The organism is Bosea sp. 124, assembly GCF_003046175.1.
Lineage (GTDB): Bacteria > Pseudomonadota > Alphaproteobacteria > Rhizobiales > Beijerinckiaceae > Allobosea.
Map to the genome: position 1 here is coordinate 3,386,264 of NZ_PZZM01000001.1, position 20,706 is coordinate 3,406,969.

Below are 20,706 nucleotides of genomic sequence, written 5' to 3' on the forward strand. Positions count from 1 at the left end.
GTCTCCTTATCCTTTCGGAGTTCATCCTCTCATGCCCGCGCTTCCCGAGATCGACGCCTTCAAGGACGACCTCGTCGCCATCCGCCGCGATATCCATGCGCATCCCGAGATCGGCTTCGAGGAGGTTCGGACGTCGGGCATCGTCGCCGAGAAGCTGACCTCCTGGGGCATCGAGGTGCATCGTGGCATCGGTGGCACGGGCGTCGTCGGCATCCTGCAGGGCAAGGGCGGCCCTGGCCGCCGCATCGGCTTGCGTGCCGACATGGACGCGCTGCCGATGGACGAGACGACGAACCTGCCCTGGCGCTCGACGATTCCGGGCCGCATGCATGCCTGCGGCCATGACGGCCACACCACGATGCTGCTCGGCGCGGCGCGCTACCTCGCTGAGAACCGCAACTTTGCGGGAACGGCGGTGTTCGTGTTCCAACCGGCGGAGGAAGGGCTCGGCGGGGCGCGCGCCATGCTCGCCGACAACCTATTCGAGCGCTTCCCCTGCGACGAGATCTACGGCATCCACAACGCGCCCAATCTCGACCCTGGCCAGATCGCGGTCTTCCCCGGCGCGGCGATGGCGGGCGCCGATTTCTTCGACATCAAGATCACCGGCAAGGGCAGCCACGGCGCCATGCCCCATGTCGGGCGCGACCCGATCATCGTCGCGATTTCGCTGGCGGCGGCCTTACAGACCATCGTCAGCCGCAATGCCGATCCGCGCGAGGCCGCCGTGCTCTCGATCACGCAGATCCATGCCGGCTCTGCCTACAACGTGATTCCGGAGGAGGCGGTGCTCGCGGGCACGGTCCGGACCTTCTCGCCGGAGATCGCCAAGCTGATCCGCGAACGCATGCGCGAGATCGCCGCCGGCACGGCGCTGAGCTTCGGCGTGCAGATCGACGTCGAGATCCGCGGCATTTTCGACGTGCTGGTCAACCATCCGGCGCAGGCGGTCGCTACCGCTGCCGTGGCGGCCGAGATCGTCGGCGCGGCCAATGTCCTGACCGACCCGAAGCCGGTGATGGGCAGCGAGGATTTCGCCGACATGCTGCGGGTCGTGCCCGGCGCCTATGCTTGGGTCGGCCATGCCGGCAGCGTCCCGGTCCACAACCCGGCCTTCGTGCTCGATGACGGCATCCTGCCGGTGGGCGCGAGCCTGCTGGCGCGCCTCGTCGAGACGCGGACCGTGGCCTGAGGACAACGATCATGAAGCCCGCCGATTTTCACCTTGTCGACCTGCCGCTCGACACCGACACCCTGCTCGCCGGGCTGAGGCCCTGGATCGAGTGCGAGAGCCCGACCTTCGACCCTGCCGCCGTCAACCGGATGATGGACCTCGTTGCTGCTGAGCTGTCCGCAGCCGGGGCGAGCGTGACCCGCATTCCGGGGCCGCCCGGACTGGGCGACTGCGTGCGCGGCGACTTCCCGCATCCGCGGCGAGCCGAGCCCGGCATTCTGGTGATGTCGCATCTCGACACCGTCCATCCGGTCGGCACGCTGAAGACGCTGCCGTTCAAGCGCGACGGCTCGCGCTGCTACGGGCCGGGCATCCTCGACATGAAGGGGGGTGCCTATGCCGGGCTGCAGGCGATCATCGCGCTGGCGAAGGCTGGAATCGAGACGCCGCTTCCGCTCAGCGTGCTCTTCACCAGCGACGAGGAGATCGGCAGCCCGGGCACCCGCGAGATCATTATGGCCGAAGCGCGCAGGGAGCGCTTCATCCTGGTGCCGGAGCCGGGCCGCCCGGGCAACGGCGTCGTTACCGGGCGCTATGCGATTGCACGCTTCAACCTGCTGGCCGAGGGGCGGCCGAGCCATGCAGGCTCGCGGCTCAAGGACGGGCGTTCGGCGATCAGCATGATGGCGCGGCAACTGCTCGCGATCGAGGCGATGACCGACGAGGACTGCACCTTCAGCGTCGGCGTCATCTCGGGTGGACAATGGGTCAACTGCGTGCCGACGTCCTGCAGGGCAGAGGCCCTCAGCATGGCAAAAAGGCAGGAGGATCTCGACCGCGGCGTCGAGCGCATGCTGGCGCTGACGGCGCAGAACGAGGATGGCACGCGCTTCACCGTGACGCGCGGCGTCACGCGCCCGGTCTGGGAGCCGGACGAGGCCACGCTGAAGCTCTTCGGGCTGGCGCGCGAGATCGCCGGCGAACTCGGCTGGGCGCTCGAGCATGGCTCGGCCGGCGGCGGATCGGATGCCAATTTCACCGGCGCGGCCGGCATTCCTTCGCTTGACGGGCTCGGGCTGCTGGGCGCCGGCTATCATACGCTGGAAGAGCATATCGAGGTCGACAGCCTGGCCCAGCGGACACGGCTGATGGCGGGACTGCTGGCGCGGTTGACCGAGTGATCGCGCCGGGCGAGCATGACCTGCTCGTGGCACAGAGCCTGCATGCAGCCGGCGCACGGACGGAACACTGAAACGGGTGAGGGGACAGCATCATGGCATGGCGTTTGAGATCACTGGTGGCTGTCGCGGCACTCGTTGCAGGCGCCTCGCTTGCAGAGGCGCAAAGCACGCTGAAGGTGGTGATGCACTCCGACGTCAAGATCGTCGATCCGATCTGGACCACGGCCTATATCGTGCGCAACCACGGCTACATGATCTACGACACGCTGTTCTCGATGGACGAGGCCGGCGCCATCAAGCCGCAGATGGTCGACAGCTTCACCGAGTCGCCCGACAAGCTGACCTACAAGTTCACCCTGCGCGATGGCCTGCTCTGGCATGACGGCAAGCCGGTGACGTCGGAGGACTGCATCGCCTCGATCAAGCGCTGGTCGGCCAAGGACCCTGTCGGCCAGAAGCTGATGACGTTCGTCGATGCGATCACGGCCGACGACGCCAAGAGCTTCACGGTGAAGCTGAAATCCCCTACGGGCCTGCTGATCTTCGGCCTCGGCAAGCCCTCGTCCAACGTGCCCTTCATGATGCCGGAGCGCGTGGCCAAGACCGATCCGAACACGCAGATCTCGGAGTTCATCGGCTCGGGGCCCTTCGTGCTGAAGACCGATGAATGGAAGCCGGGCGACAAGATCGTCTACACCAAGTTCAAGGAGTACAAGCCGCGCGCCGAGCCGGCTTCGGGCCTTTCCGGCGGCAAGGTCGCGAAGATCGATCGCATCGAGTGGCTCGCGATCACGGATCAGCAGCAGGCGGTCAACGCCCTGCTTGCCGGCGAGATCGACATGGTCGAGCAGCCGGCCTTCGACCTGATCCCGCTGGTGCAGGGCGACAGCAACATCAAGCTGTGGAACTATAACCCGCTCGGCTTGCAGTACACGATGCGCTTCAACCACACACAGCCGCCCTTCGACAATGCGAAGGTGCGCCAGGCCGTGACCTACGCGCTGAACCAGAAGGACTTCCTCGAGGCGACGGTCGGCAACCCCGACTATTACAACGCCTGCAAGGCGATGTTCGTCTGCGGCACGCCGCTCGCCTCCGAGAAGGGCATGGACGGCCTGCTCGAATCGAACTTCAAGCGGTCGCAGGAGCTGCTCAAGGAAGCGGGCTATGACGGCAAGCCGATCGTGCTGCTGCACTCGACCGACCTGCAGTCGCTGACCAATCTCGGCCCGGTCGCCAAGCAACTGCTCGAAAAGGGCGGCTTCAAGGTCGATATGCAGTCCTCGGACTGGCAGACCGTGGTGTCGCGCCGCGTCCGCAAGGACCCGGTCGACAAGGGCGGCTGGAATCTGATGCAGACGTCCTGGGTTTCGGCCGACATCCTGAACCCGGTGATGGCGGGCTTCTTCAATGCGAGCTGCGACAAGGCGGCCTTCGGCTGGCCCTGCGACGAGCAGATGGAGAAGCTGCGCGACGATTTCGCCCGCGAGCCGGATGCGGCGAAGCAGAAGGTGATCGCTGAAGCCGTGCAGATGCGCTGGCGCGATGTGGTGACGCATGTCCATCTCGGCCAGTACAACGTGCCGATCGCGGCGCGGAAGAACCTCACCGGCATCCTGACGGCGCCGGCACCGGTGTTCTGGAATGTCGAGAAGAAGTGAGGTGGCGACGCTGACCGCGCGGAACCGGCGCTGATGCTCGGCTACATCCTGCGGCGCCTGCTGGCGACGATCCCGGTCCTCGTGATCGTCGCCGTCCTCGTCTTCCTGATGCTGCGGCTGACGCCGGGCGATCCGGCGGCGGTCATCGCCGGCGACAACGCGACGACCGAGCAGATCGCTCTGATCCGCAACCGGCTCGGACTCGACCAGCCGATCCTGGCGCAGTTCGCGATCTGGGCCGGCAATCTGATCCAGGGTAATCTCGGCGAGTCCTTCTTCTTCAAGAAGCCGATCGGCGAACTCATCATCGGGCGGATCGAACCGACGCTGTCGCTCGCCTTCGCGACGATGCTGATCGCGATCTGCGTGGCGATCCCGCTCGGGGTGCTCGCCGCCTACAAGCATGGCTCCTGGATCGATCGCCTTGTCATGGGGTTCTCGGTGCTCGGATTCTCGGTGCCGGTCTTCGTCATCGGCTATGCGCTGATCTATGTTTTCGCGATCACGCTGGGCTGGTTCCCGGTGCAGGGCTACCAGCCCCTGTCAGGCGGGTTCGGTGGCTTCCTGCAGCGACTCGTGCTGCCGGCGGTGACGCTGTCGGTGATCTATATCGCGCTGATCGCGCGGATGACGCGCGCCAGCGTGCTGGAGGTGCTGAACGAGGACTACATCCGCACGGCCCGCGCCAAGGGGCAGGTCGAGCGCAAAATCCTGTTCCGCCATGCGCTGAAGAATGCAGCGGTGCCGATCGTCACCGTCGTTGGCATCGGCATCGCGCTGCTGATCGGTGGCGTTGTGGTGACGGAGAGCGTGTTCGCGATTCCCGGCCTCGGGCGCCTGACGGTCGATGCCGTGCTGGCGCGCGACTATCCGACGATTCAGGCCGTCATCCTGCTGTTCTCCGGCGTCTATGTCGGCATCAACCTGCTGATCGACCTCGCCTACAGCCTGTTCGATCCGAGGATCCGCTATTGAGCGCCGAACCCAGTCTTCTCGCGCCGGTCGCGGCGGAGCCGGCGCCGCCGGCGCGGACCGTGCTGATGCGGCTCGTCCGCAATCCCGTCGTCGCGATCGGCGGCACCGTGCTGATGCTGATGACGCTGCTCGGCCTGTTCGCGCCGTGGCTCGGCACGATCGATCCGACTGCGATCAATCCCAGCACCCGCAACCGCGTGCCTGGCTTCGAGCGGACGATCCGCGCCGATGATGGCTCGACGACGGTTTTCAAGCACCGCATGGGTACGGATTCGCTCGGTCGCGACGTCTATAGCCGCGTCGTCTACGGCGCACGCGTCTCGCTGCTGATCGCGGTCTCCGTGGCGTCCGTCTCGATCGCGATCGGCCTCGTGATCGGGCTGATCGCGGGCTATGTCCGCCCGCTCGACGGCATCATCATGCGCTTCATGGACGGGCTGATGGCGATCCCCGGCATCCTGCTCGCCATCGCCGTGGTCTCGCTTTTCCGCAGCGGCCTGACCTCGGTGATCATCGCGATCATCGTGCCGGAGATTCCGCGCGTCGTGCGGGTGGTCCGCTCGATCGTGCTGTCGGTGCGCGAGGAGCCCTATGTCGAGGCCGCGATCATGGCCGGCACGCGCCTGCCCAAGCTGATGGTGCGCCACATCCTGCCCAACACCATCGCGCCGCTGATCGTGCAGGGCACCTTCATCGCGGCGTCGGCTATCCTGGTGGAGGCGATCCTGTCCTTCCTCGGCATCGGCATCCCGCCGGAAATCCCGACCTGGGGCAACATCATGGCCGAGGGGCGCAACCTGTTTCGCGTCTTCCCGCACAACATCCTCTACCCCGGCATCTTCCTCGGCCTCACCGTGCTGGCGGTCAACATGTTGGGCGACGGCCTGCGCGATACGCTTGATCCCAAGATGGCTGGCCGATGAGCAGTGCACAGACACCCGTTCTCGAGATCGAAGGCCTGAGTATCGCGCTGCCTGGCGGCGGCGATCGCGCGCGCGCTGTCGACGACGTATCGCTCAGCGTCGCGGCCGGCGAGATTGTCTGTGTCGTTGGTGAGTCCGGCTCGGGCAAGTCGGTCACGGCGTTCTCGGTGATGGGGCTTCTGGCCAAGGCGCTGAAGCCCGTTGCAGGAGCGATAAGGCTGGAGGGCGAGGACCTCCTGGCCGCATCGCCGCAGAGGCTGCGGGCGCTGCGCGGCGACCGCATGGCGATGATCTTCCAGGAGCCGATGACGGCGCTGAACCCGGTGCTGACGATTGGCGACCAGATCGAGGAGGTGCTGCGCATCCACACGGATCTCGGCCCGGCCGAGCGGCGCGCGCAGGTTCTCGCCATGCTGGAATCGATGCGCCTGCCCGAGCCCGAGCGGATGCATGCCTCCTATCCGCACCAGATCTCGGGCGGCCAGCGCCAGCGCGTGATGATCGCGGCCGCGCTGATCCTCGACCCGGCGCTGCTGATCGCCGACGAGCCGACGACCGCGCTCGACGTCACGACGCAGGCGCAGATCCTCAGACTGATCAAGGACATGCAGAGCCGGCGCGGCACCGGCGTCTTGTTCATCACGCATGATTTCGGCGTCGTCGCCGAGATTGCCGACCGCGTCGTGGTGATGGAGAAGGGCCGTGTCGTCGAGCAGGGACCGGCCGCCGACATCCTGACCAGGCCGCAGCATCCCTATACGCAGATGCTGATCGGCGCCGTGCCGAGCCTGAAGCCGGCAGACCGCAAGCCGGTGCTCGGCCCGCTCGCGCTCGAGACGGTCGGCCTCGCCAAGACCTACAGTTCGAAGGCGCTGTTTCGGAGAGAGCGGGTCGTGCATGCGGCGACGGATGTGGCAATCAAGGTCCGGCGCGGCGAGACGGTGGGCATCGTCGGCGAATCCGGCTCGGGCAAGACGACGGTCGCGCGCTGCGTCGCTCGCCTGATGCCGCCGAGCGAGGGCGCGATCCTGGTGCCGGACATCGACATCGCCAAGCTCCCGGAACGTCGCCTGCGGCCCTATCGCCGCAAGATCCAGGTCGTGTTCCAGGACCCGTTCCGCTCGCTCAATCCGCGCCGCACGGTCGGTGCCTCGATCATCGAGGGGCCGGTCAATTTCGGGCTGAGCACGCCTGACGCGATGCAGCGCGCGCGCGATCTGATGACGCTGGTCGGGCTGCAGCCGGCGGCGCTCGAACGCTATCCGCACCAGTTTTCGGGCGGCCAGCGCCAGCGCATCGCCATCGCGCGCGCGCTCGCCATGGAGCCCGAGATCCTGATCGCGGACGAGGCTGTCTCGGCGCTCGACGTCTCGGTGCAGAAGCAGGTCCTTGCGCTGCTGGCCGATGTGCAGGAGCGCTTCAACCTGGCGATCCTGTTCATCACCCATGACCTGCGGGTGGCAGCCCAGATCTGCGACCGGATCGTGGTGATGGAGAAGGGCGTCGTCGTCGAGCAGGGGGCGACCGCGCAGGTCTTCTCCGCGCCGGCCCATGCCTATACGCGGGCCCTCATCGAGGCTGCGCCCGGCCGCGACTTCGCGACCGGCGCTGCCGCCGTTGACGCCGTGCAGGCCTGACCGGATAGTCCCGCTCCGTCTCGGGCGGGGGCCGCGAGAGCGGTGCGTCGGCCCGGGTGAAGCAGGCCAGAAAAGCGAGCGCCATGGACGACGAAATCCTCTACGCAGTCGATGACGGCGTCGGCACGATCACACTGAATCGCCCGCAGGCGCGCAATGCCCTGACCTTCGCGATGTACGAGCGGCTTGCCGCGATCTGCGGCGATCCGGCCGCGCACGGCGCGCCCAAAGTGCTGATCGTAACCGGAGCGGGCGACAAGGCTTTCGCGGCGGGAACGGATATCTCGCAGTTCCGGGCCTTCTCCAAGCCGGAGGACGCGCTCGCCTATGAGGAGAAGATCGAGCGCATCATCACTGCGATCGAGTGCTGTCCGATCCCGACCATCGCGGCGATCTCGGGGGCGGCCACGGGTGGCGGCGGCAGCATCGCCTGCGCCTGCGACATCCGGATCGCGACGCCTTCGGCGCGCTTCGGCTATCCGATCGCGCGGACGCTCGGCAATTGCCTGTCGATGGCGAACTACGCCCGGCTCGTGGCACTGCTCGGTCCGGCGCGGGTGAAGGACATCGTCTTCACCGCGCGGCTGATCGAGGCGGAGGAAGGGCATCGCATCGGACTCTACAGCGAGATCGCCGCCGATCATGCGGCGCTGATGGCGCGGGCGCGGGATCTGGCCGCGACGATCCGCGGCCATGCTCTGCTGACGATGCGCGCCACCAAGGAAGCGCTGCGCCGGCTAGCCGTCGCGGCCGTCCCGGATGGCGGCGAGGACCTCGTGGTGATGTGCTATAGCAGCGCCGACTTTCGGGAGGGCATGGAGGCCTTCCTCGGCAAGAGGCCGCCGCAATGGCAGGGCAAGTGAACGGGGGCAAGTGAACGGCGGGCAAGTGAGCCTGTCCGACCGCTCCGGCTGAGGTCGGGTTTACGCTCGGCGGCTGAATCCCCTATACCCCCGTCGAACGGGAGCGAGAGCGGCATTGCCGGCGCCTTTGAAATTTCTGGTCACCGGCGGCGCGGGCTTTATTGGCTCGGCCGTGACGCGCAAGCTGATCACCGAGACCGGCCACAGCGTCTGCGTCGTCGACAAGCTGACCTATGCCGGCAACATGGCGTCGCTCGCGCCGGTCTCGGATAATCCGCGTTTTCGGTTCGAGAGGGCCGATATCGGTGACGGAGAGACGATGCGGGCGATCTTCGCCGCGTTCGACCCCGACATCGTCATGAACCTCGCCGCTGAAAGCCATGTCGACCGCTCGATCGACGGGCCGACTGCCTTCATCGACACCAATATCGTCGGCAGCTTCGTGCTGCTGCAGGAGGCGCTGCGGCATTGGCGCAGGCTGGAAGGTGACAGGCGTGAGCGCTTTCGTTTCCACCACATCTCGACGGATGAGGTCTTCGGCTCGCTGGGAGCCGAGGGCTTCTTCCGCGAGGACACGGCCTATCAGCCGAATTCACCCTATTCGGCCTCGAAGGCGGCCTCAGACCATCTGGTGCGGGCCTGGCACCATACCTATGGCCTGCCGACGCTCGTCACCAACTGTTCGAACAATTACGGGCCGTATCATTTTCCCGAGAAGCTGATTCCGCTGATGATCATCAACGGGCTCGAGGGCAAGCCCCTGCCGGTCTATGGCAATGGCGCCAATGTGCGCGACTGGCTCTATGTCGACGATCATGCCGAAGCGCTGCTGCTGGTGGCGCAGAAGGGAGCGTCCGGCGAGACCTATGCGATCGGCGGGCATAACGAGATGACCAATCTCGACGTGGTCAAGGCGATCTGCAGCCTGCTCGACGAATTGCGGCCCGATCCCGCCGGCCCGCATGAGCGGCTGATCAGCTATGTGACGGACCGGCCGGGGCACGATGCCCGCTATGCGATCGATGCCGGCAAGATTGGCCGCGACTTCGGCTGGACGCCGCGGCAGAGTTTCGCGAGCGGCTTGCGCCGGACAGTCGAATGGTATCTGGCCAATCCCGGCTGGTGGGGCGATATCCGCTCCGGCGTCTATCGCGGGGAACGGCTCGGCGCGGGCTGAACGGCCCTGGCCGTCAGAGGATTTACAAGCATGCTGCATGTCGAAGCGACCGCGCTGCCGGATGTGAAGATCATCCAGCCGAAGAAATTCGGCGACCATCGCGGCTTCTTCTCGGAGACCTATAGCCAGAAGGCCTTCCACGAGGCCGGCATCGACATCGTCTTCGTGCAGGACAATCATTCGCTTTCGCCTGTCGTCGGCACGCTGCGCGGCCTGCATTTCCAGGCGCCGCCCTTCGCTCAGGACAAGCTGGTCCGGGTCTCGCGCGGGCGCATCCTCGACATCGCCGTCGACATCCGCGCCTCCTCTCCCGATTTCGGCAAGGCCGTCGCCGTCGAGCTCTCGGCCGAGAACTGGCGCCAGCTCCTCGTGCCGGCCGGTTTCGCGCATGGCTTCGTGACGCGCGAGCCCGATACCGAGGTGCTCTACAAGGTCAGCGCGCCCTATGCGCCGAGCCATGACCATGGACTCGCTTTCGACGATCCGGCGCTCGGCATCGACTGGGGCATCCCGGCCGACCGGCTGAGCCTGTCGGAGAAGGATCGGACGCATCCGTGCCTCGTCGATCTGCCGCGGTACTTCGCGTGAGGGTCGTCGTCACCGGGCGCGAGGGGCAGGTCGGGCGGGCGCTGGCCGAGCGCGCATCCGCCGCCGGCGTGACGGTCGTCACCATCGGCCGGCCGGAACTCGATCTGGAACGGCCGGAGACGATCGGCCGGGCTTTCGCTGCGAGCCGGCCGGATGTGGTGGTGAATGCCGCAGCATACACTGCCGTCGATCTCGCCGAAAGCGAGGAGACCGTCGCGGTCAGGGTGAATGCGGTGGGCGCCGGAGAGATCGCTGCAGCTGCCCGCAGTCTTGGCCTGCCGCTGATCCAGATTTCGACCGACTACGTTTTCGACGGCAGGCTCGACCGGCCTTATCGCGAGGATGATGCGACCGGCCCGGTCTCCGCCTATGGCCGCTCCAAGCTCGCGGGCGAGCAGGCGGTCGCGGCGGCGACGCAAGATCATGCGATCCTGCGCACGGCCTGGGTTTACAGCCCTTTCGGCCGGAACTTCGTGCGCACCATGCTGAGGTTGGGCCAGGAGCGCGCGGAGGTCAGTGTCGTCGCCGACCAGATCGGCTCGCCGACGAGCGCGCTCGACATGGCCGACGCGGTGTTGGCGGTGGCCCGCAACCTCGTCTCACGACCGGAGGACGCCTCGCTGCGCGGCGTCTTCCACATGGCCGCGCAGGGCGAGGCGTCTTGGGCGGAGGTCGCCGAGGCGGTTTTCGCGGATGCGGTTGCCGGCGGGTGTCAGCCGGTGAATGTCAGGCGCATCGCGACGGCAGACTATCCGACGCCGGCGCGGCGGCCGGCCAACTCAAGGCTCGATGGCCGCAAGCTTGCCTCGGCTCACGGCATCAGCCTGCCGCAGTGGCGCGGTTCGCTCGCCGCTTGCGTGGCGCGGCTCCTCACGGACGAACGGGCAGGGCAGGGATCATGAAGGGCATCATTCTGGCCGGAGGATCGGGCACGAGGCTGCACCCGATGACGCTGGCGATCTCGAAGCAGCTCTTGCCGGTCTACGACAAGCCGATGATCTATTATCCGCTGACCACGCTGATGCTGGCGGATATCCGCGAAATCCTGATCATCTCGACGCCGGCCGACCTGCCGCATTTCCAGCGACTGCTCGGCGACGGCGCGGAGTGGGGCTTGAGCCTGAGCTATGCCGAGCAGCCAAATCCGGGTGGTCTGGCGCAGGCCTATCTGATCGGTGCGGATTTCGTCGCGGGCGGGCCCTCGGCACTGATCCTCGGCGACAACCTGTTTTACGGCCATGGGCTGCCCGAGATGATGGCCGAGGCGCGCAAGCGCGAGACCGGCGCGACGGTCTTCGCCTATCAGGTACGCGATGCCGAGCGCTACGGCGTCATCAGCTTCGACGCGCAGGGCAAGGCGATCTCGATCGAGGAAAAGCCGAAGCGGCCACGCTCGAACTGGGCGGTGACAGGCCTGTATTTCTACGATGAACAGGTCGTCGAGATCGCAGCCGGGCTCAAACCCTCGCCGCGTGGCGAACTCGAGATCACCGATGTGAACCGGATCTATCTCGACCGGGGCCAGCTTTCCGTCGAGTCCATGGGCCGGGGTTTCGCCTGGCTCGATACGGGCACGCCCGACAGCCTGCTCCAGGCCGGCGAGTTCGTGCGGACGCTGGAAAGCCGGCAGGATCTGCGCATCGCCTGTCCCGAGGAGATCGCCTGTCGCCGGGGCTGGATCGATGCCGGGCAGCTCGAAGCGCTCGGCACAAGGCTCGTCAAGAGCGATTACGGGCAGTATCTGCTGCGGATGGCGGCCGAGATCGCGCAGGCGCCGAAGGGCCGGGAGTGAATGTAACGGCCGGCGCCTGGCGGAGCTTGCCGCTGTCCGGAGGAGCGCGCGAGAGAGATACGAGGAGGCCCCCGGGATGACGCGCCGGCCGGGTTGGCCCCGATATTGCTCGACAAACCCTTGCCTATCGACCGCAGTAAGGAACGTTCGATGACCAGCGTGCCTGCGAAGGTCCAATTCGCCTGCTGCGAATGCGGTTCTCCGTCGATCATCATCCCTGCCGATCTCGTTGATGACGCGCCCGTTTCCTGTGGAGGCTGCGGCGACGTCATCGGGACCTGGCTCGGCTACAAATCCTTCGTCAGCCGCTCGATTTCCCTGGAAGCCGACGGCTTTCCGAATGCGATGCCGGTCTGCGTCGATCCGATCATGCGGCAGCCGCTCGTGGATGCGCTGGCCGATTCCTGATCACCGTCCGTCTGGTGTCTGCGTTCCCCAGAGGAGTCCCTTGACCTGGTCGTAGTGCCGTCTGGCGTCGTAGACCTCGGCCTTGAGCCTGAGGGTTTCGGCAGAGAGGCGGCCGATGGCGGAGAGCACGGCATAGGAGGCGACGACGCGGTCGCGCTGGGCTGTCACCAGGGTGGAGCGGGCGCTGACCAGCTCCTGCTGGGCGTTGAGCACGTCGAGCGTGGTGCGCTGGCCGACCTTGGCCTCCTCGCGCACGCCGGCGAGGGCGGTCTCCGCCGCCTGGACCTGGGCCTGGGCGGCGACGATCTGGGCCTTGGCGGCCTCGTGCGCGCCCCAGGCCGAGACCACCGCGGCGCGCACCGTGTCGCGCTGGCTGTCGACCTCGATCCGGCGCTGGCCGGCGGTCTCCTTGGCCTGCCGCGTCCGCGAATAGACCTGGCCGCCCTCGTAGATCGGGATCGTCAGCGTGCCGACGACGCTGGCCGAGGTGCGGTTGTCGCCGAAGCTGGTGACGTCGTAGCGCTGCTGCACGAGGCCGCGCACGCCGAGCACCGGATAGAGATCGGCCTCGGTGACCTTGACCTGCAGCTCCGCCGCATCGACGCCATGCAGCGAGGCGATGATGGCGGGGTGGCCGACGAGCGCGCCGTTGAGCGCGGCCGGCAGCGATTTCGGCAAAAGGTTCTCGACCGGGCGGCCGGGCGCGAGCTGCTTCGGCTCGGCGCCGACATTCTGGCGGTAGCGCGCGATCGAGGTCTTGAGGTTCGATTCGGCCAGGATCGCCTGCGACTGCGACTGCGACAGGCGCGCCTCGGCCTGGGCCACGTCGGTGCGCGTCACCTCGCCGACCTGGAAGCGGTCGCGCGTCTGGCGCAGCTGCTCCTCCAGAACCTCGACGTTGTTGCGGTTGAGCGTCAGGATCGCGGTGTCGCGCAAGACGTTCATATAGGAGGTCGCGGCATCGAGCAGGACGTTCTGCTCGGTGTTGCGCAGGGCCGCGCGGGCGCCGAGCACCTGCGATTCGGCCTGGCCGACGGAGCTGCGCGTCTTGCCGCCGTCGAAGATGTTCTGGTCGATCTGCACGCCGGCGCCGCGCGGGCCGAGCCGCGAGGTCGCGCTCCCGAGGCCCGGGAGGTTCGAATCGGTGATGCTGGCGCCAATATCGGCCGAGGCCGTGATCCGCGGCCGATAGCCCGACAGCGCCTGCGGCACGTTCTCGTTGGTGGCGCGAACCGAGGCGCGCTGCGCATTCAGCGTCGGATTGCCCGAATACGCCCGCGACAAAGCCGCATCCATCGTCTGCGACAACGCAGACGTCGAAACGCCCGAAACAAGCGCAAGGCCGAAGGCGGCGATGCCAGACAGACGCGCTATCCGCGTCGGCGAAACGCAAGCCCTAAAGCGTCCCAAGATCCACACCCCGCGTTACGCCTGAATATCTGCTCGCATGGATTTGATGCGATGCCCATGTCAGCCTAGTTACAATTTTAACAAGCGCAATGCGTCTCGTCCGAGCAGTATCATTGGTGCCGAATATGCCGCTCGTCCGTTTCGGGGTTTTATTCCGGCCAGTATCCTCATCGATAGCAACTGATTATCGTTAACTGAGCCTTAATGCCGCGTGCTTGCTTCATTTATCCTCGCCGATTTCCGGGCGTTGGGATGAGCACTTATGCGACGCCGGTCGCGCCGTCGACTTCAACTGCGGTGGTGAAGACGTGATAGAGGATGCTGGCTGGAATGGTGTTGCCGAGTGGGGCACCATTCTCGTCGAACTGATCGATCCAGCCCCCTGGCACGGGGCGGCCCAGATAGAATTTCCAGATCTGGTCCAGCGCGAAATGCGCCTTGGCTTGCGCGCCGTCGCGGCCGATGCGCTGTTCGGACAGCCAGGCCTTGACCCATTCCGTCTGGGGCCACAGCCTCTTGGTGCGACGCGACGGGGTTCCGTCGCTGAAGGCTTCGTCGATCAGGAATCCGGTCGCAGGATCGGCGGTGGCTTCCGCCGAGTCGATGAGCGCCGAGGGCAGGGCGTCGGGCGGAAGCCCTGCAGCGGTCTCGTAGCGGCGCAGAAGCCAGCACCATTCCGCCTGGTGCCCGGGTTCGAGGATGCGGCCGGTGTCGCCCGCCATGGGCTGCCAGTCGTCGTCGAAGAATTCGAGCAGGATCGGGGCGGGCCTCAGCAGCTTCGTCGTCAGCATCGCGCGAAGCTTGCCTGCCCGCTCGAGTGCGCCGGGGAAGGCGAGCGTTTCGTGCAGGGTCAGCATCGCCTCGAACAGGTGCATATGCGGATTCTGGCGACGCGGCAGACTGGCAGGCAGGCCCTCGCGATAGGAGCCGTCCGGGCACAGCAGCGCTTCGTCGAGAAAGTCGAGGATCGTGCCGATGAGGGCGCGGGCCTGCGAATCGCCGCTCGCCTTCGCGTACCAGGCCAGCGCCAGCAGGATGAAGGCGTGATCATAGGTGTCGCGCAGCGGGTTCATGACGCTGCCATCGGGCGCAAGCAGATGGGCGAAGCCGGCCATGCGCCCGGGGCCGCCCGCCTTGTCGATCAGCCAGTCCAGGGTGTTGCCGGCGAAACTCAGGCCGTCGAACCAGCCGAGGTCGGTTGCGTGGGCGTAGCAATAGATCTGCCGGGCCTGAACCCGAACCCGCTTGGCGGTGGCGAGATCGGGCGCTCCGTTCCAGTGCAGGCGCTCATGGACGCCGCCATGGACATGGTCCCGGCCGTTCGTCTGCCAGAAGGGAAGCGCTTCATCGCAAACCCACCGGGCGAGTTTTGAGCCTGGTCTTGCCATGGGGGCGCTCATCCGCGTCGTGTGCTACGTTCCGGACGCAACAGCGCCGGAAACAAGGGAAATGCCATGTGGCGGGCGAAGCGGACGACTGCTGATTTCGCGCTCGACCCGGAGTTGGGTTTGTGGTGACAGATTGATAGCAACATCTCGCCTACACACAGATTGCTCAGCCGGCCTCGTTGCGTGAAGTGAAGCACCATCATGAACGATTCGAACACCCTTGGCGCCATCCGTCCCGTCATCATGTGTGGCGGTTCGGGAACGCGGTTGTGGCCGGCTTCACGCGAGGCCTTTCCCAAGCAGTTCGCCCCCCTCCTCGGTGCCAGGTCGACATTCCAGGATACCCTGACGCGAGTCAGTGATCGGACGCTCTTCGGCAAGCCACTCATCGTCACCAACAAAATTCATCGTTTCATGGTCGAGCGCCAGCTCGCCGAGATCGGGCTTGCCGCCGACATTCTGCTGGAACCGGTGGCGCGCGACTCGGGGCCGGCGATCCTGGCGGCCTGCCTGTACATGAAGGCGCATAGCCCGGACGCTCCCATGCTGGTGCTCGCTGCGGATCACGTCGTGCTCGATGCCCCCGCCTTCCGGACGGCGGTCCGGGCCGGCATCGATGCGGCCAAGGCCGGCAGGATCGTGACGTTCGGGATCGTGCCGAACGCTCCGGCGACAGGCTATGGCTATATCGAGGCCGGCGAAGCCGCCGCTGGAACGGCGCGCGACGTCGTTCGTTTCGTCGAGAAGCCCGACCTTGCAACGGCGAAGCGTTACATCGAGGCCGGATATCTCTGGAACTCCGGCAACTTTCTCTTCATGCCCGCCTCGATGATCACGGAATACGCGGGCCATGATGCCGAGAGCGTGTCACATGTGCAGGATGCGCTGGATCGGGCGACCACCGATCTGGGTGTCGCGGTTCTCGACGAGGCTTGCTTCACCGCGGCCAGGAAGATCTCGATCGATTACGCGGTCATGGAGCGCACGGCGCTTGCTACCGTCGTTCCCGGCGACTTCGGTTGGTCGGATATCGGCGGCTGGGATGCACTCTGGGCCGTCACCCCGCAGGATGCCGCGGCCAATGCCGCAGTCGGCGACATCACATTCATCGACAGCAGCGGCAGCTATGCATCGAGCGACGGGCAGCTGGTGGCGGTGCTGGGCATGAGTGACACGGTGGTCGTGGCGATGCGCGATGCCGTGCTGGTCGCAGACAAGTCGCGCTCCGCCGAGATCAAGGGGCTTGTCGAGAAACTCAAGAAGGAAGGTCGCATCGAGGCGACGCACCACGCATGCGTCTACCGGCCCTGGGGCTGGTATCGCACGCTGGAGCAGCAGGACCGGTCGCAGACCAAGCGCATCGTCGTCTACCCCGGCGGGCAATTGTCGCTCCAGAAGCACATGCACCGCGCAGAGCACTGGGTCATCGTGAAGGGCACCGCGAAGGTGACCGTCGATGACAAGGTCAGCGAATTGTCTGAGAATGAATCGATCTACATTCCGCGTGGGGCCAAGCACAGGCTCGAAAATCCGGGACGGATCGACCTCGAGGTCATCGAGGTGCAGACCGGCAGCTATCTCGACGAAGACGACATCATCCGTTTCGAGGATGTCTATAATCGACCGTGAGGGCTGATTTCACTAGGCGCCTCGACGGAATTCCCTGCAATCAGGGAATTATCAGCGAATTCCTGCCCGAATTGCTGCTAATCTGGGCACATTCTCACGAGAATCCGGAGCATTCTCAAGGCTTTGACCCATTATGCGCATGTGGCGAGCAGGGAATTCTGTTTGCATGAGCTGGGAGTGGTTTGACGAGCAGCAGGGATTTTGCGGCTTTGAGCAGGGATCGCTGCCGGCGGGCGACGATGCGCCGAAATGACGTGTTGATTGACGCGGCTTACTGGCGCCAGCCGAACCCGCAGGATATTGCGCGGACCAAGACACCCTATCACACTAGAATCTTTAAGCTTTTCGTGATCGGCACCCTTGCGCGTTTCGCCGGGGCGACCTATATCCCCAACCGTCACACTTTTTCGTGACGTCAGCCGAGACCGATCAGATCGAGTCCGGCATCCTCCTAGCCTGGCATTTCACCTTGGGTGAGCAGCCCTCGTTAGGCAAGACGGTTCCCACAGCAGCGATGCTGACGGGGACGCGTTTTGCTACGGGTGCTCACTTGTCCTGGTCGTCTCCTTGCAAAAGGAAACGATCGAAATGTCTATTCTGCCTGAACCGCCCCCCACACCGTGCCGCATCCGGCAGCGGAACCGCCGACCCTCACAGGACGCTGCTGTTCCGACCACGGACGTCGCTTTGAACAGCGCGGTCGCGTTGTTCAAAGCGGAGCTGGTCGAGCGGCCGCTTGCCGCGCTGAAGCCCTCGCCGCGCAATGCGCGTACTCACTCCAAGAAGCAAAACCACCAGATCGCGGGGAGCATCAAGGCGTACGGCTTCTTGGCGCCGATCTTGATCGATGGTTCGGGAGAGATCGTTGCCGGTCACGGGCGCTACGAGGCGGCCAAGCTCCTGGGCATGTCCAAGGTTCCGACGATCTGCCTGGACCATCTCGACGCGGATCAGATCCGCGCTTTCGCCTTGGCCGATAACCGCCTGGCCGAACTCGCCGGCTGGGACAACGAGCTTCTCAAGATCGAGCTGTCGCATCTGATCGAAATCGATTTCGACGTCGAGTTGACCGGATTCGAGACGGCGCAGATTGACCTGATCCTGAGTGCTGACGAGGCTCCGGCGCCGAAGGCCGATCCGGCCGATGCGGTGGCGCCGGTCGCGGCGCAGGCAGTGACGCGGCGCGGCGATCTCTGGCTGCTGGGCGACCAGCGGATCTTCTGCGGCGACGCTCGCGAGCGTACCGATTATGACAGGCTGATGGGCGGCGAGCTCGCCCAGATGACTTTCACGGATCCGCCCTATAATGTCCGGATTGATGGCCATGTCGGCGGGCTCGGCAAGATCAAGCACCGCCCGTTTCCGATGGCATCAGGTGAGATGAGCAAGTCGGAGTTCACGGACTTCCTGACGAGCGTGCTCAGCAAGATCGCGGCCGCCTGCCGGGATGGAGCGTTGATCTACACCTGCATCGACGGTGCCCACCTCCACGAGATGCTTACCGCTGGTTATGCGACTTTCGATGAACTGAAGGCGGTCATCACCTGGGCCAAAAGCAATGCGGGGATGGGTTCGCTCTACCGCTCGCAGACCGAGCTGATCCCGCTCTGGAAGAAGGGCAAGGCGGCGCACATCAACAACATCGAGCTCGGCCGCCACGGCCGCTATCGGACGACGTTGTGGAGCTACGCCGGCGCCAACGGCTTCGGCCGCGGGCGTATGGAGGACCTGGCCGTGCACCCGACGGTGAAGCCCTGTGCGATGGTGATGGATGCAATCAAGGATACCTCGAAGCCCAATGGGATCATCCTAGATCCCTTCGGGGGCTCGGGCACGACCCTGATCGCCGCCGCCAAGACCAAACGGCGCGGCTACCTGATGGAGCTCGATCCGCTCTACGTCGATGTCGCCATCGCGCGTTGGGAGAAACTGCTCAAGCGCGAGGCGCGCCACGCCGAGACGGGACTGAGCTTCGCCGAGACGGCAGCGCACCGCGGGCTGCGCTCGCCGGCGGCCGAGCAGTGACGGTGGGAGGCGATGATGTCCCACGACACCGAACAGCCCCCCGTCGGGTACAAAAACCCGCCGCAGCACAGCCGCTTCCAGAAGGGGCGCAGTGGCAACCCCTCCGGCCGCCGTAAAGCCAAGCCGCAGCTCGATCTGCTCGCTGAGTTTACCAAGCTCGTGTCGGAAACGATCCAGATTAAGAAGAAAGGCAAAATCCAGTATGTCACGATGCTTGAAGCCTTCTTGCGCACGACGATGGACGGCGAGCTGAAGGGTAACGCCGCAGCGCGAAAGGAAGTCTTTCGGCTGCTTGACCTGATGAAGGAGGGTGCGAGCGAGGAAACCGGGGAGATGACGAAGGAGCAAGAGGCGCAGCTGCTCGCGGGCTTCTTCGCCCGTGGCCGTCGCGCCGATGGGGGCTGCGATGACTGACCCAAACCTGCTCAATGCGATCCTGCGCCAGGACCTGTCGAGCTTCATTGCCCGCAGCTTCATGACGCTGGATCCCGGCACGCCCTATCTGCCGAATTGGCATATTTTTGCCATCGCCTATCAGCTGATGCGGGTCTGGCGAGGCGAGTGCAAGCGGCTCATCATCAATGTGCCGCCGCGCTCGGCCAAGTCAATCTGCGTCACGATCGGCTATACCGCCTGGGTGATGGGCCATGATCCACGCAAGCGGATCATGGCGATCAGCTATGCCAACGAGCTCTCGCTCAAACACGCTGCGGATTTCCGTAGTGTGGTGACGAGCTCGTGGTATCGCGGGCTGTTTCCCGCTTTCGCGATCAAGTCCAACCGCAAGAACGAGATCGAGACCAGCGAGCGAGGTTCGCGCTTTGCCGGTTCGATCGGCGGCTCGGTGCTCGGGCGCGGCGCCGATCTCATCGTCATCGACGACCCGATCAATGGCCTCGACGCGGTGCTCTCGGCGGCCGGGCGTCGTCGCGTGACGGAGTTCTACGATGCGACGCTGTATTCGCGCCTGAACGACCGGATCAACGGCGCCATCATCATCGTGATGCAGCGCCTCCACCAGGACGACCTCGTCGGCCACGTCCTGGACAAGGAAGAGTGGGAGGTGCTGTCGATCCCCGCCATCGCGATGGAAGATACGACCTATCGCATCGGCGACGGCCCGAAGGCGTTGCATCACCGCCGGGTTGGTGAGGTGCTTCATCCCGGACGAGAGCCGCTCGCGTGGCTGGAGGTTGCCAAGCGCAACCTCGGGACGCTCAACTTCTCGGCGCAGTATCAGCAGAACCCGCTGCCGGCGGAAGGCAACGCGATCAAGAGTGACTGGATCAGGTCCTACGATCATAGGCCCGAGGGCTTCGAACTGGTGATCGCATCGTGGGATACCGCATCGACCCTGACGGAGACGGCGGATTGGTCGGTCGGCACGGTCTGGGGCGCGCGGGGCCAGCAGTACTATCTTCTGGACGTAGTGCGCGGGCGTTGGGAGAGCCCCGAGCTGCGGCGCAAGATGATCACGGTTGCGCAGGATTATGAGGTCGCTGCGACGCTGATCGAGGACACCGAACTCGGTCGCGCCTTGTCGCAGGATCTGCGCCGGACAGGTCAGCTCTACCCGCTGTTGCAGAGAGCCCGGTTCGACAAGACGGCGCGGTTGCAGGCGCAAGCCGCGCGGTTCGAGGCCGGGCAGGTGTTCCTGCCCCAGCAGGCGCATTGGCTGGCTGATTATCTCTCCGAGCTGTTGGCCTTCCCCACGGGGCGCCATGACGACCAGGTCGATTCCACCAGCCAGGCCCTGAAATACCTCACTGCCCGCACGCCGGTTCTCCCCGTCAGGCCGCAGAAGATCGTCCGGCCGCAGTCGCGGTTCCAGCGGGCTTAACCTTCCAGGCCGGCTCTGCGAGAGGCGGAGCCGGC

General features: G+C 65.5%; 18 protein-coding genes. 16 read left to right on the top strand and 2 right to left on the bottom strand.

The genetic code is table 11. The features are described 5' to 3' along the window. Positions 1-31: 31 nt before the first annotated feature. The 12 genes from C8D03_RS16035 (at position 32) to C8D03_RS16090 (ending at position 12,379) form a co-directional block, all read left to right on the top strand. Positions 32-1,192: a M20 aminoacylase family protein gene (locus tag C8D03_RS16035; RefSeq protein WP_108047624.1), complete on the top strand. Its 1,161-nt coding sequence runs from the start codon at positions 32-34 to the stop codon at positions 1,190-1,192. A gap of 11 nt (positions 1,193-1,203) precedes the next feature. Beyond that, positions 1,204-2,355: a M20/M25/M40 family metallo-hydrolase gene (locus C8D03_RS16040; RefSeq protein ID WP_108047626.1), complete on the top strand. Its 1,152-nt coding sequence runs from the start codon at positions 1,204-1,206 to the stop codon at positions 2,353-2,355. Positions 2,356-2,447: 92 nt separating this feature from the next. Further along, positions 2,448-4,016 carry an ABC transporter substrate-binding protein gene (locus C8D03_RS16045; protein WP_108047628.1) on the top strand — a complete coding sequence of 523 codons (1,569 nt, stop codon included), beginning with the start codon at positions 2,448-2,450 and terminating at the stop codon, positions 4,014-4,016. 33 nt (positions 4,017-4,049) lie between these two features. Then, positions 4,050-4,991: an ABC transporter permease gene (locus C8D03_RS16050; RefSeq protein WP_108047629.1), complete on the top strand. Its 942-nt coding sequence runs from the start codon at positions 4,050-4,052 to the stop codon at positions 4,989-4,991. Beyond that, complete coding sequence (locus C8D03_RS16055) at positions 4,988-5,914, top strand: ABC transporter permease (protein ID WP_348981705.1); 927 nt, start codon at positions 4,988-4,990, stop codon at positions 5,912-5,914. The genes C8D03_RS16050 and C8D03_RS16055 overlap by 4 nt, the downstream gene beginning before the upstream one ends. Next, positions 5,911-7,551 (top strand): ABC transporter ATP-binding protein, encoded by a 1,641-nt coding sequence (locus C8D03_RS16060; RefSeq protein WP_108047631.1) that lies wholly within the window; start codon positions 5,911-5,913, stop codon positions 7,549-7,551. Before C8D03_RS16055 ends, C8D03_RS16060 begins: the two co-directional genes overlap by 4 nt. Positions 7,552-7,634: 83 nt before the next feature. Beyond that, positions 7,635-8,414: an enoyl-CoA hydratase/isomerase family protein gene (locus C8D03_RS16065; protein WP_108047633.1), complete on the top strand. Its 780-nt coding sequence runs from the start codon at positions 7,635-7,637 to the stop codon at positions 8,412-8,414. Between the two features lie 115 nt (positions 8,415-8,529). Continuing rightward, on the top strand, positions 8,530-9,591 hold the full coding sequence (gene rfbB / locus C8D03_RS16070; protein WP_248308501.1) for a dTDP-glucose 4,6-dehydratase: 1,062 nt from the start codon (positions 8,530-8,532) through the stop codon (positions 9,589-9,591). A 30-nt stretch (positions 9,592-9,621) separates the two neighbouring features. After that, positions 9,622-10,179 (top strand): dTDP-4-dehydrorhamnose 3,5-epimerase, encoded by a 558-nt coding sequence (gene rfbC / locus C8D03_RS16075; protein ID WP_108047637.1) that lies wholly within the window; start codon positions 9,622-9,624, stop codon positions 10,177-10,179. Next, the gene (rfbD, locus tag C8D03_RS16080; RefSeq protein ID WP_108047638.1) at positions 10,176-11,081 is read left to right on the top strand and encodes a dTDP-4-dehydrorhamnose reductase; all 906 of its coding nucleotides are present in this window, start codon (positions 10,176-10,178) and stop codon (positions 11,079-11,081) included. Before rfbC ends, rfbD begins: the two co-directional genes overlap by 4 nt. Beyond that, positions 11,078-11,971, top strand: coding sequence for a glucose-1-phosphate thymidylyltransferase RfbA (gene rfbA / locus C8D03_RS16085; RefSeq protein ID WP_108047640.1), 894 nt, complete (start codon positions 11,078-11,080; stop codon positions 11,969-11,971). The genes rfbD and rfbA overlap by 4 nt, the downstream gene beginning before the upstream one ends. Before the next feature lie 150 nt (positions 11,972-12,121). Next, the gene (locus C8D03_RS16090) at positions 12,122-12,379 is read left to right on the top strand and encodes a hypothetical protein (RefSeq protein WP_108047642.1); all 258 of its coding nucleotides are present in this window, start codon (positions 12,122-12,124) and stop codon (positions 12,377-12,379) included. Here C8D03_RS16090 and C8D03_RS16095 read toward each other — a convergent pair whose 3' ends face one another. Next, positions 12,380-13,687, bottom strand: a complete 1,308-nt coding sequence (locus C8D03_RS16095; protein WP_248308478.1) for a TolC family outer membrane protein — start codon at positions 13,685-13,687, stop codon at positions 12,380-12,382. A 362-nt stretch (positions 13,688-14,049) separates the two neighbouring features. After that, on the bottom strand, positions 14,050-15,177 hold the full coding sequence (locus tag C8D03_RS16100; RefSeq protein ID WP_181301018.1) for an AGE family epimerase/isomerase: 1,128 nt from the start codon (positions 15,175-15,177) through the stop codon (positions 14,050-14,052). Positions 15,178-15,378: 201 nt separating this feature from the next. On the opposite strand from C8D03_RS16100, the gene C8D03_RS16105 reads away from it, so the two are divergent. From C8D03_RS16105 to terL, 4 genes are all read left to right on the top strand, one after another. Next, positions 15,379-16,806 (top strand): mannose-1-phosphate guanylyltransferase/mannose-6-phosphate isomerase, encoded by a 1,428-nt coding sequence (locus C8D03_RS16105; protein ID WP_108047648.1) that lies wholly within the window; start codon positions 15,379-15,381, stop codon positions 16,804-16,806. Between the two features lie 567 nt (positions 16,807-17,373). After that, positions 17,374-18,831 carry a site-specific DNA-methyltransferase gene (locus C8D03_RS16110; protein WP_210203932.1) on the top strand — a complete coding sequence of 486 codons (1,458 nt, stop codon included), beginning with the start codon at positions 17,374-17,376 and terminating at the stop codon, positions 18,829-18,831. A 15-nt stretch (positions 18,832-18,846) separates the two neighbouring features. After that, positions 18,847-19,245 (top strand): DUF5681 domain-containing protein, encoded by a 399-nt coding sequence (locus C8D03_RS16115; RefSeq protein WP_108047652.1) that lies wholly within the window; start codon positions 18,847-18,849, stop codon positions 19,243-19,245. Continuing rightward, a complete protein-coding gene (terL, locus tag C8D03_RS16120) occupies positions 19,238-20,671 on the top strand; it encodes a phage terminase large subunit (protein WP_181301019.1) in 1,434 nt (477 codons plus the stop codon). The genes C8D03_RS16115 and terL overlap by 8 nt, the downstream gene beginning before the upstream one ends. The last annotated feature ends 35 nt before the right edge of the window (positions 20,672-20,706 follow it).